General features: G+C 77.0%; 2 protein-coding genes. Both read left to right on the top strand.

Translation table 11 applies throughout. The annotated features are described in order from the left end of the window. Positions 1-6: 6 nt before the first annotated feature. Positions 7-7,539 carry a type I polyketide synthase gene (locus ABZ793_RS31340; RefSeq protein ID WP_357463879.1) on the top strand — a complete coding sequence of 2,511 codons (7,533 nt, stop codon included), beginning with the start codon at positions 7-9 and terminating at the stop codon, positions 7,537-7,539. 25 nt (positions 7,540-7,564) lie between these two features. After that, positions 7,565-13,036 carry a type I polyketide synthase gene (locus tag ABZ793_RS31345; protein WP_357463882.1) on the top strand — a complete coding sequence of 1,824 codons (5,472 nt, stop codon included), beginning with the start codon at positions 7,565-7,567 and terminating at the stop codon, positions 13,034-13,036. Positions 13,037-13,048 lie beyond the last annotated feature (12 nt).

Below are 13,048 nucleotides of genomic sequence, written 5' to 3' on the forward strand. Positions count from 1 at the left end.
TGGGCGGTGGGTGTCGCTCTGGCGGCGGTGTGGCGGCACGTGGGTGTGGTGCCGCAGGCGGTGGTCGGTCACTCGCAGGGTGAGATCGGTGCGGCCTGCGTGGCGGGAATTCTGTCGCTGGAGGACGCTGCCAGGACGGTGGCGTTGCGGTCGCGGGCCCTCGCCGTGCTGCGGGGCACGGGGACGATGGCGTCGGTGGACCTGTCCGCCGAGGCGGTCGCCGAGCGGCTGGCCGCCTTCCCCGGCGTCGGCGTCGCGGCGGTGAACGGTCCGTCCACGGTGGTCGTGTCTGGGCCGCCGCAGCCGGTGGCGGATCTGGTGGAGGCGTGTCAGGCCGAGGGGATCAGGGCGCGGTTGATTCCGGTGGACTACGCGTCGCATTCCCCATCTGTGCAGGAGGTCGCCGAGCAGCTTCGTACCGATCTGGCCGACGTGCGGCCGCAGCAGGGTCACACCCGTCTGGTGTCGACGTTGACCGGCGACTGGGTGGATCCGGCGTCGATGACGGCGGACTACTGGTACGAGAACCTGCGGCGGACGGTCCAGTTCGACGCGGCGGTGCGGGTGGCGGTCGCGGCGGGTCACACGACGTTCGTGGAGATTTCCCCGCATCCGGTGTTGACGATGCCGGTGACGGCGATCCTGGACGACACGGGCGTCACCGGGTACACGCTGGGTAGCCTGCGTCGGGGCGACGACGATCCGACGCGGCTGTTGACGAACCTGGCCACCGCGCACGCGATCGGCCTGCCCGTCGACCTGACGAAGGTCCTGGCGAGGACGCCGACCGTCGACCTGCCCACGTACGCCTTCGAGCACCGCCGGTACTGGCCCGCGCCGCCCGTCTTCCCCAGAGACTCCGCGGGCGCGCCGGACATCGACCGCTGGCGCTACCGGATCACCTGGCCCGCCCTGTCGGACCTGCCGCTCACCAGGCTCACCGGCGCCTGGCTGGTTCCGGTTCCCGCCGGCATGGCGGAGGACCCGCTGGTTGCCGACGTGCTCCGCGCGCTCGCCAGCGTCGGCGCGGACGTCGTACCCGTCGAGGTCGACGCGGCCGGCGACGAGCCGGAGCTGGCCGACCGGCTGCGGGCCGTGTTCCCCGCCGGCGACGGGCCCGGAGCCGTGCTCTCGCTGCTCGGGCTGGACGAGCGCGCGCACCCGGAGCACCCCGCGACCTCGCTCGGCGTGACCGGGACAGTGCTGCTGGTGCAGGCGCTCGGCGCGCTCGGCGTCGAAGCGCCGCTGTGGTGCGCGACCCGGCGGGCCGTCACGGTCGGCGCCGGCGACCCACCGCCGCACCCGGCGGCTGCCGCCGTCTGGGGCCTCGGCCGGGCGGTCGCCCTGGAGCACCCCGACCGCTGGGCCGGCCTCGTGGACCTGCCGGACACCCTCGACGCCTTCACCGGTGCGCGACTCTGCGCGGTGCTCGGCGACACCGGCGGCGAGGACCAGATCGCCGTCCGCGACTCGGGTGTCTTTGTCCGCCGGCTCACCCGGATCACCGACGCCGAGCCGGCCACGTCCACGGACGGGACGGAGGACGACGGCTGGCGGATGCGCGGCACCGTGCTCATCACCGGCGGCACCGGCGGGCTCGGCGGGCACATGGCCCGCTGGGCGGCCCGCGCGGGCGCGCAGCACGTCCTGCTGGCCAGCCGGCGCGGTCCGGACGCGCCGGGCGCCGCCGAACTGGAGGCGGAGCTGACCGGGCTCGGCGTACGGGTCACGGTGGCCCGCTGCGACGTCACCGACCGCGACCAGGTCGCCGGCCTGCTGGCCGCCGCGCCCGCCGACGCCCCGCTGACCGCCGTGCTGCACACCGCCGCCGTCCTCGACGACAGCATCGTGGACACGGTGACCCCGCAGCGCCTGCACACCGTCGCCGCACCAAAGTGCGCCGCCGCCGTCCACCTCGACGAGCTGACCCGCGACCTCGACCTGGACGCGTTCGTGCTGTTCTCCTCGGTCGCCGGCACCACCGGTAACGCCGGGCAGGGCGCGTACGGGGCGGCGAACGCCTTCCTCGACGCCCTCGCCGAGCGGCGCCGGGCCGAGGGCCTGCCGGCACTCTCCGTCGCCTGGGGCGCCTGGAGCGGCGCGGGTCTGCCCGCCGACAACGAGCGGGCGCAGCAGCGGCTGCGCCGGGGCGGCATGGTCGGCATGGATCCGGAGCTGGCCGTCGAGGCGCTCGCGCGGGCGCTGCGTCGCGGCGACGCCACCACTCTGATCGCCGACATCGACTGGCCCCGGTTCGCCCCCGCGTTCGCCCTGGTCCGGCGCAGCCCGCTGATCGGCGACCTGCCCGAGGTGCGCGAGGCGGCCCGGCAGCTCGCGCAGCAGACCGCCGAGGAGGAGACGGACGAATCGTCGGCGCTGGCCCGGCGGCTCGGCGGGCTGTCCCCGACGGAGCGCACCGAGGCGCTGCTGGAACTGGTCCGTCAGTGCGCGGCGACCGCCCTCGGCTACGGCTCGCCGGACGACGTGCCGGCCACCCGGCCCTTCCGGGACCTGGGCCTGGACTCGCTGACCGCGGTGGACATGCGAAACCTGCTCGCCACCGCCACCGACCTGCGGCTGCCCACGACGCTCGCCTTCGACTACCCCAACCCGACGGCTCTCGCCGGGCACCTCGACGAGCTGCTCACCGGCGTCGCGCCGGCCGCGCCCGCCCCGGCCCCGGCCGCCACCCGAGCCGACGACGAACCGATCGCCATCGTGTCGATGAGCTGCCGCTTCCCCGGCGGGGCGGACAACCCGGAGCTGCTGTGGCAGCTGCTCGCCGCGGGCGGGGACGCGATCGGCGAGTTCCCCACCGACCGGGGCTGGGACCTCGAGCGGCTCTTCGACCCCGACCCGGAGCACGAGGGCACCAGCTACGCCCGGGAGGGCGCGTTCGTCACCGGGGTCGCGGACTTCGACGCCGGGTTCTTCGGCATCAGCCCCCGGGAGGCCCTGGCCATGGACCCGCAGCAGCGGCTGCTGCTGGAGGCGTCCTGGGAGGCGATCGAGCGGGCCGGGATCGACCCGCAGGCGCTGCGCGGCAGCCCCACGGGCGTCTTCGTCGGCACCAACTACCAGGACTACCGCAACCTGATGTTCGCCGCCGAGGGTGCCGAGGGGCACCTGATGACCGGCAACGCCGCCAGCGTCCTCTCCGGCCGGGTGTCGTACACCCTCGGCCTGGAGGGGCCCGCCGTCTCGGTGGACACCGCCTGCTCCTCGTCGCTGGTCGCGCTGCACTGGGCCTGCCAGGCGCTGCGCCAGGCCGAGTGCTCCCTCGCCCTGGTCGGCGGGGTCACCGTGATGGCCACCCCCGGGGTGTTCGTGGGCTTCAGCCGGCAGCGGGGCCTGGCCCCGGACAGCCGGGTGAAGGCGTTCGCCTCCGCCGCCGACGGCACGAGCTGGGGCGAGGGCCTCGGCGTGCTGCTGGTCGAGCGGCTGAGCGACGCCCGCCGAAACGGCCACCGGGTCCTCGCGGTGATCCGGGGCAGCGCCGTCAACCAGGACGGCGCCAGCAACGGCCTGACGGCCCCGAACGGTCCGTCGCAGCAGCGGGTGATCCGGCAGGCCCTGGCCAACGCCGGCCTCGCCGCCGCCGACGTGGACGCCGTGGAGGCGCACGGCACCGGCACCCGGCTGGGCGACCCGATCGAGGCGCAGGCGCTGCTCGCCACGTACGGGCAGGACCGGCCGGCGGACCAGCCACTCTGGCTCGGGTCGATCAAGTCCAACATCGGCCACACGCAGGCCGCCGCCGGCGTCGCGGGCATCATCAAGATGGTGCTGGCCCTCCAGCACGAGTACCTGCCGCGGACCCTGCACGTGGACGAGCCGACCAACCAGGTGGACTGGAACGTCGGCGCCGTCGAACTGCTCACCGAGGGCCGGCCCTGGCCGGTGACCGACCACCCGCGCCGCGCCGCCGTCTCCTCGTTCGGGATCAGCGGCACCAACGCGCACGTCATCCTGGAGCAGTCCCTGGAGTCCCCCGCGCCGGCCTCGCCGGCGGGCGAGGACGGCCGGCTGCCGGTCGTGCCGGTGCTGCTGTCGGCGCGTAGCGCGTCCGCCCTGGCCGTCCAGGCCGCCCCGTGGGCCGACCGGCTCACCGGGCCGCAGGCCCCGTCGACGGTCGACGTCGGCTGGTCGTCGGTGGTGTCCCGGGCCGCCCTGGAGCACCGGGCCGTCGTCCTGGCCACCGACCCGGACACCCTGCGCGACGGGCTGCGCGCCCTCGGCTCCGGCGACGACTCGCCGCTGCTGGTCACCGGCGCCGTGGCGTCCCGGCCGAAGGTGGCGTACCTGTTCTCCGGGCAGGGCGCGCAGCGGGCCGGTATGGGCCGCGAGCTGGCCGAGGCGTACCCGGCCTTCGCCGCCGCGCTCGACGAGGTCTGCGCCGCCCTCGACCCGCACCTGCCCCGCCCGCTGAAGCCGGTGCTCTTCGCCGACCCCGGCACCCCCGACGCGGAGCTGCTGGACCGCACCGAGTTCACCCAGCCGGCGCTGTTCGCCGTCGAGGTGGCCCTGTACCGGCTCCTCCAGGCGTGGGGCGTACGCCCCGCCGCCGTCGCCGGGCACTCCATCGGCGAGTTCGCCGCCGCCCACGCCGCCGGCGTGCTGTCCCTGGCCGACGCCGCCGAGCTGGTCGCCGCCCGGGGCCGGCTGATGCAGGCGCTGCCGGACGGCGGGACGATGCTCGCCATCGCCGCCACCGAGGACGAGGTGGCCGCCTCGCTCGGCGACCGCGTCGACCGGGTCTCCGTCGCCGCCGTCAACGGCCCGACCGCCGTGGTGGTCTCCGGGGCCGGCGACGCCGTCGAGGAGCTGGCCGCCGAGTGGTCCGCCCGAGGCGTACGGGTCAAGCGGCTGACGGTCAGCCACGCGTTCCACAGCCCGCTGATGGACCCGGTGCTCGACGACTTCGCCGCCGTCGCCGCCCGGCTGCGCTACCAGGCCCCGACCGTTCCGATGGTCTCCACGGTCACCGGCGCGCCGGTCGACGTGGCGCAGATCGGCACCCCGGCGTACTGGGTCCGGCACGCCCGCGACGCGGTGCGCTTCGCCGACGCCGTCGCGGCGCTGCGGGAGCAGGGCGTCACCGCGTACGTCGAAGTCGGCCCGGACGGGGTGCTCACCGCCCTCGCCCAGGCCGTCCTCGCCGACGGCGGCCGGGCCCCGCTGGTGGTGCCCACCCTGCGCAGGGACCGCCCGGAGCCGGCCACCCTGATGCGGGCCGTCGCCGCGCTGCACACCCACGGCGTCTCCCCGGACTGGACCGCCGTGTACGCCGGCACCGGGGCCCGGCGCGTCGACCTGCCCACGTACCTCTTCGAGCGGCAGCGCTACTGGCCGGAGCCGCCCCGGTGGATCACGGCGGACGCCCCCGACGAGGCCACCGCGGTCGAGCGCCGGTTCTGGGCCGCGGTGGAGGCCGAGGACTTCGACACCCTCGTCCGCGAGTTGGACGTGCACCGCGACCAGCCGTTCGGGGCGGTGCTGCCGGCGCTGTCCGCGTGGCGGCGGCGCGGCCGGGAACGTTCCCTGGTGGACGGCAGCCGGTACCGGGTGGTGTGGGAGCCGGTGGCCGAGCCGCCCGCGCCGGAGACCACCGGCCGTTGGCTGGTGCTGCTGCCCGCCGACCGGGCCGACGACCTCGCCCTGGAGTCGTGCACCTGGAGCCTCGGCGCGGACGTCACGTCGGTGCCGGTGGACACCACCCTCGACCCCGACGACCTGGCCGCGCGGCTGGCCGAGGTGGTCGCCGAGGCGGTCGGCGACGGGCCGCTGTCGATCCTGTCCTTCCTCGGCCTGGACGAAGCCCCGCACGCCGAGTACCCGGCGCTGCCGCGGGGGCTCGCCGCCACCGTGCGGCTGCTCCAGGAGCTCACCGACACCGACGCCCCGGCCCGGCTGTGGTGCGTCACCCAGGCCGCGGTCGGCGTCGACGACGACGCCCCGGAGAACCCCCGGCAGGCCATGCTGTGGGGGCTGGGCCGGGTCGCCGCCCTGGAGCAGACCGGCCGCTGGGCCGGGCTGGTCGACCTGCCCACCAGCATCGACAGCTGGACCGCGGCCCGCCTCGGGGCCGTGCTCACCGGTGGCGGCGCGGAGGACCAGTTCGCCGTCCGCGAGTCCGGCGTGTTCGTCCGCCGGCTCGCTCCGGCGGTCACCGCCGCCGACCCCGCGCCGTGGCGGCCCCGCGGCACCGTGCTGATCACCGGCGGTACCGGGGCGCTGGGCGGGCACGTCGCCCGCTGGGTGGCCGGCGCGGGCGCCGAGCGGATCGTGCTGACCAGCCGGCGTGGCGCGGACAGCCCCGGCGCCGCCGAGCTGCTGGCGGAGCTGGACGCCCTCGGCGTCGAGTGCCGGGTGGCCCGGTGCGACGCCGCCGACCGCGCCGCGATGACCGGCCTGCTGGCCGAGCTGCGCCGGGAGGGCCCGCCGCTGCGCGCGGTGGTGCACGCCGCCGGGGTCAGCGAGGTGGTGCCGCTGGCCGACAGCACGCTGGAGGACCTGGCGTACGTCATCGCCCCGAAGCTGGCCGGCGCCGAGCTGCTCGACGAGCTGCTCGACGGCGTCGAACTGGACGCGTTCGTGCTGTTCTCGTCCATCGCGGCCGTGTGGGGCAGCGGCGGCCAGGGCGCCTACGCGGCCGGCAACGCCTACCTGGACGCGCTCGCCGAGCGGCGGCGCGCCCGGGGCCTGCCGGCCACCTCCGTGGCCTGGGGGCCGTGGACCGAGTCGGGCATGTTCACCGACGGCGCGCCGGAGCAGCTGCGCCGCCGGGGCCTGCGGGTGATGCCGCCCGGCGTGGCGATGGCCGGGCTGCGGCACGCCCTGGCCGTCGGGGACACCTGCGTGACCGTCGCCGACGTCGACTGGGCCACGTTCCACCCGCTGTTCACCGCGCTGCGGCCCAGCCCGCTGCTGGCCGGCCTGCCGGCCGTACGGGCGCTGGCCGCCGCCCCCGCCGCCGCGCCCGACCCGGCCGCGCCGGTCCACCGGGACCTGCTGGCGGAGCTGCGCGGGCTCCCGGCCGAGGAGCGGCGCGCCGCGCTGCTGGACATGGTGCGGGTGGACGCGGCCAAGGTGCTCGGCCACCAGTCCGGGGACGCGATCGACACCGACCGGGGCTTCCTCGACCTCGGCTTCGACTCGCTCACCGCCGTGGAGCTGCGCAACCTGCTCACCGCGGCGACCGGGCACGAGCTGCCCACCACGGTCGTCTTCGACTACCCGACCCCGGCCGGCCTGGCCGACCACCTGTACGAGGAACTGTTCCCCGACGCCGGGGCGGACGCCGCCGACGGCGGCGACGAGGAGTCGGTGCGCCGGGTCCTCGCCGCGATCCCGCTGGACCAGCTGCGCCAGGCCGGCCTGCTCGATCAGCTTCTGCGGCTGGCCCCCACGGTCACCGGCTCGGCCCCGGCCGTCCCGGTGGCCGCCGTCGCGGCCGCGCCGGCCGCGCCCGAGGACGAGATCCGCGAACTCGACGTCGCCGGCCTGGTCCGGATGGCCCTGGAAGGCACCGACTCGTGACCCGGCTGGCCGCAAGGAGCCCCCGATGAGCGTCTCACTGGACGAGGTCGTCAGCGCGCTGCGCGCGTCCCTGCTGGACAACCAGAAGCTCAAGCAGCAGAACCAGCAGCTCACCGCGGCGCTGAGCGAACCCGTCGCGATCATCGGGATGAGCTGCCGCTTTCCCGGCGGCGTCTCCTCCCCGGAGCAGCTGTGGGACCTGGTCGCGGCGGGCACCGACGCCATGTCGGCGTTCCCCGACGACCGGGGCTGGGACCTCGACGCGCTCTACGACACCGACCCGGACAGCCGGGGCACCTCGTACGTGCGGGAGGGCGGTTTCCTGCACGAGGCGGGCCATTTCGACCCGGCGTTCTTCGGCATCAGCCCCCGCGAGGCTCTCGCCATGGACCCCCAGCAGCGGCTGCTGCTGGAGTCGGCGTGGGAGGCGTTCGAGCGGGCCGGCATCGACCCGACGGCGCTGCGCGGGGCACCCACCGGCGTGTACGCGTCGATCAGCAGCCAGGGCGACTACGCGGCCCTGCTGACCGGCGTCGGCGGCGGCGTCGAGGGATACCTGGGCACGGGCAGCGCCGCAGCCGTGGCCAGCGGCCGGATCTCGTACGCCCTCGGCCTGGAGGGGCCGGCGGTCACCGTGGACACCGCCTGCTCGTCGTCGCTGGTCGCGCTGCACCTGGCCTGCCAGGCGCTGCGGCTGGGGGAGTGCACCCTCGCGCTGGCCGGCGGGGTGTCGGTGATGGCCACCCCCACCGTCTTCGTCGAGTTCTCCCGCCAGCGGGGGCTGTCCACGGACGGCCGGTGCAAGGCGTTCGCGGCCGCCGCCGACGGCACCGGCTGGTCCGAGGGCGTGGGCATGCTGCTGCTCGAACGGCTCTCCGACGCCCGCCGCAACGGCCACCGGGTGCTGGCCGTGGTCCGCGGCAGCGCCGTCAACCAGGACGGGGCGAGCAGCGGCCTCACCGCGCCGAACGGCCCCTCCCAGCGCCGGGTCATCCGGGCGGCCCTGGCCAACGCCGGGCTGACCGCCGACCAGGTCGACGTGGTCGAGGCGCACGGCACCGGCACCACGCTCGGCGACCCGATCGAGGCGCAGGCGCTGCTGGCCACGTACGGGAAGCAGCGTCCCGCCGACCGTCCGCTGTGGCTCGGCTCGGTCAAGTCGAACATCGGCCACACCCAGGCCGCCGCCGGCGTCGCCGGGATCATCAAGATGGTCCTCGCCATGCGGCACGGCGTGCTGCCGCGCACCCTGCACGTCGACGAGCCCACCCCGCACGTCGACTGGTCGGCCGGGGCGGTCACCCTGCTCACCGAGTCCACGCCGTGGCCCGAGACCGGCCAGCCTCGCCGCGCCGGGATCTCCGCCTTCGGCGTCAGCGGCACCAACGCCCACACCATCATCGAGCAGGCCGCCCCCGAGGACGCCGCGACCGACCGGCCCGCCGGTCCGCCCCCGCCGCCGGCCCCGTGGATCGTCTCCGCCCGCTCCGCGCCGGCCCTCGCCGGGCAGGCCCGCCGGCTGCTGGACCACCTGGCCGCCCACCCCGACCTGTCCCCGGCCGACGTGGCGTACTCCCTGGCCACCACCCGGGCGGCGCTGCCGCACCGGGCCGCCGTGACCGGCGCCGACCGCGCCGACCTGCTGGCCGGCCTGCGCGCGGTCGCCGAGGACCGCCCCGCGCCCGGGGTGGTGCGCGGCGTGGCCCGTCCCGCGGGCAAGCTCGCCTTCCTCTTCACCGGCCAGGGCGCCCAGCGTCCCGGCATGGGCGCCGAACTGCACCGCCGGTTCCCCGCCTTCGCCGCCGCCTTCGACGAGGTCGCCGCCGAATTCGACCGGCACCTGAGCCGCCCGCTGCGCGAGGTGGTGTTCGCCGCCCCCGGTTCGCCCGAGGCGGCGCTGCTGGACCACACCGAGTTCACCCAGCCGGCGCTGTTCGCGTACGAGGTGGCCGCGTACCGGCTCGTCACCGCGTGGGGGCTGCGCCCGCACCACCTGCTCGGCCACTCGGTCGGCGAGCTGGCCGCCGCGCACGTCGCCGGGGTGCTGTCGCTGGCCGACGCGGCGGCCCTGGTCGCCGCCCGGGGCCGGCTCATGCAGGCACTGCCCGAGGGCGGGGCGATGCTCGCCGTACGGGCGACCGAGGCCGAGGTCGCCCCGCTGCTCGACGAGCGGGTGTCCCTGGCCGCCGTGAACGGCCCCGCGTCCGTGGTGCTCTCCGGTGACGTCGACGCCGTGCTCGCCGCCGGCGAACGGCTCGCCGCCCAGGGCCGGCAGACCCGCCGGTTGCAGGTCAGCCACGCCTTCCACTCCGCACGCATGGAGGCCGTGCTGGCCGACTTCCGGGTGGTCGCCGAGAAGGTCACCTGGCACCCGCCGACCCTGCCGGTGGTCTCCGACCGCACCGGCGCCCTGCTCACCGCCGCACAGGCCACCGATCCCGGGTACTGGGTCGACCACGTGCGGGACACCGTGCGCTTCCGCGACGGGATCGTCACGCTCGCCGCCGCCGGGACCGGGACGTTCCTGGAGCTGGGCCCGGATGCCGCGCTCACCGCGCTGGGCCGGGAGTGCCTGCCCGACCTGGACGCCGCCGCCTTCGTGCCGGTGAGCCGCCGGGACCAGGCCGAGGCGGCCGGCCTGCTCGCCGCGCTCGCCGCCGTGGACCTGCGCGGGGCCGGGGTCGACTGGGCGGCCCTGTTCGCCGGCACCGACGCCGCCCGGGTCGAGCTGCCCACCTACGCCTTCCACCACGAGCGGTACTGGCCCGACCCCATGGAACTCGGCTTCGGCGCCCGGCGGGCGCAGGCCGCCGCGGACGGGAAGTTCTGGGCCGCCGTCGAGGAGGACCAGCCGGCCGCGCTCGCCGCCGTCCTCGGCCTCGACGCCGACCGGCGGGACGCGCTGACCGAGCTACTGCCCGCCCTCGCCGCGTACCGGGGGCGGCAGCGCCGGCGGTCCGAGCTGGACGGCCTGCGGTACCGCACCGGCTGGGTGCGTCTCGACCCGCCGCCCGGCGGTACCCCGCCGCCCGGCCCCTGCCTGGTGGTCGCCCGCGCCGGGGACCCGGCCGGGCCGGTGCTGGCCGCGCTCCGAGCCGAGGGCCTGTCGCCGGTACTCGTCACTGTGGGTGACGACCCGGGGGACCTCGCCCTGCCCGCCGGGGACGCCCCGTCGGTGGTGGTCTCGCTGCTCGCGGCAGGGGATCCGGACGGCCTCGTCGGGACCGGCCCGCTGGCCGGCACGGCCGCGCTGGTCCGGGCCCTCGCCGACGTGGGCGGCGTCCGGGTGTGGTGCGTGACCCGGGGGGCGGTCGCCGTGGACGGCGACGATCCCGCGCCGGCCGTCGCCGGGGCGTACGTGTGGGGCCTGGGTCGGGTGCTCGCGCTGGAACAGCCGCGGCTGTGGGGCGGGCTGGTGGACCTGCCGGCCGCCCCCGACGACGGGGCTTTCGCCGCGCTGGCCCGCCTCGTCGCCGCCGGCGGCGCGGAGGACCAGGTGGCGGTCCGCGCCGCCGGGGTGTACGCACGGCGGCTGGAACGCGCTCCGACCGGCCCGGCCGCCGGAGACGAGGACTGGCGGCCCCGGGGCGCGGTGCTGGTCCACGGCGCGGCGGGGGTGCGGCAGGCGCACGTGCTGCGCTGGCTGGCCGACCGCGGCGCGACCCACCTCGTCCTCGCCGGCGCGGCGGCGTCCACCGCGCCGGCCGGTGTCCACGTCACGTTGGTCGTCGACCCGACCGCGCTGTCGCCGGAGCTGGACCGGCTCGCCGCCGCCGGGACGCCGGTGCGCACCGTCATCCACGTCGCCGACTCCGGCGGGGCCGGCGAGCCGGTCACCGCCCTCGACCCGACCGGGCTGGCTGCGGCCGTCGCCGTCGGCACCGCCGCGGTGGCACTGCTCGACGCCGCCGTCGCCGACCGGCCGGTCGACGAGTTCGTCGTCTTCTGCTCCACCGCCGCCACCTGGGGCAGCGGCGGTGCCGCCGTCGCCGCCGCCACCGGCGCCGGCCTGGAGGCGCTGGCCGCCCGCCGCCGGTCCGCCGGCCGGCCGGCCACGGTCCTGGCCTGGGTGCCGTGGGCCGACGAGGTCGCCGAGCCGGGGCAGCTGCGCCGCCGGGGCGTCCGGCCGCTCTCCGTCGAGCTGGCCCTGGCCGCTCTGCAACAGGCCGTCGGGCGCGGCGACGATTTGCTCGCCGTGGCGGACGTCGACTGGCCCGTGTTCGTGCCGGCGTTCACCGCGGTGCGCCGCAGCCCGCTGCTGCGCGGCGTGCCGGAGGCCGCCGCCGTCGTCGGCGCGGACGGGCCGGCCAGCGCCGCCGTCGTCGACCCGGCGGGGGCGCTGCGCGACCGGCTGACCGCCGCCTCCGCCGCCGACCGGCACCGGATCCTGCTGGACCTGGTCCGGGCGCAGGTGGCCACGGTGCTCGGGCACGCCTCGCCCGGGGCGATCGAGGCCGACCGAGACTTCCTGGAGCTGGGCTTCGACTCGCTGACGGCGTTGGAGCTGCGGGACGCGCTGCGCCAGGAGACGGGGGCGGAGCTGTCCGCCACCCTGCTGTTCGACCACCCCAGCCCGACGGCGTTGGCCCGTCACCTGCTCGGCCAGATCCTCGGCGCCGACGCGGCCGGCGAAGCGCCGGCCGGCGAGGGCGCGGGCACCCCGGAGGGCGCGGGCGGGATCCTCGGCGGGCTGTTCCGCCAGCCGAAGGCGCGCGCCGACGCCGCCGGGTACGCCGAGCTGCTGGTCAAGCTGGCCCAGTTCCGGCCCAGCTTCACCGAGCCGGCGCAGCTCACCCGCCCGGCCGGGATCCTCCGGCTGGCCGAGGGTGGCGCGGGCGCCCCGCTGGTCTGCTGCTGCACGATGTCGCTGCTGTCCGGGGCGCACGAGTACGCCCGGATCGCCGCCGGCTTCCGCGGCCTGCGGGACGTCTGGGCGCTGCCCAACCCCGGCTTCGGAGTGGGCGAGGAGCTGCCCGCCGACCTGGACGCGCTGCTGCGGGTGCACGCCGACACCGTGCTGCGGACCGTCGGCGGCGGCCCGTACGTGCTGGCCGGCCACTCCGGCGGCGCGATGGTGGCCAACGTGCTGGCCCGCGAGCTGGAACGCCAGGGCCGGCCGCCGGCCGCGGTGGTGCTGATGGACACCTACCCGGCGAACAGCGAGGTGCTCGGCGGTTGGACGTCGCAGCTGCTCGACGGGATGGTCGAGCGGGACAGCGCGTACACCCCGATGGACGACTACCGGGCCACGGCCTGGGCCGGGTATCTGCCGCTGTTCCTCGACTGGCAGCCCGCCCCGATGGCGTCGGCGACCCTGCTGGTCCGGGCCGGCGAACCGCTCGGGGAGTGGAGCGGGGAGCCCGACGGCTGGCGGTCGGTGTGGCCGTACCCGCACGAGGCGGTGGACGCGGCCGGCGACCACTTCACGATGGTCGGCGAGCGGGGCCCGGAGCTGGCGGCCGGCGTGCAGGAGTGGCTGTCCGGGCGAGGCCTCTAGGAGCGGCCCCCG

Source organism: Micromonospora sp. NPDC047465, from assembly GCF_040643125.1.
In the GTDB taxonomy this organism is placed as follows: domain Bacteria; phylum Actinomycetota; class Actinomycetes; order Mycobacteriales; family Micromonosporaceae; genus Micromonospora.

Excerpts from the sequence above, each read along its gene's own strand:
- ABZ793_RS31345 (WP_357463882.1), top strand. The coding sequence starts at position 7,565 with ATGAGCGTCTCACTGGACGAGGTCGTCAGCGCGCTGCGCGCGTCCCTG.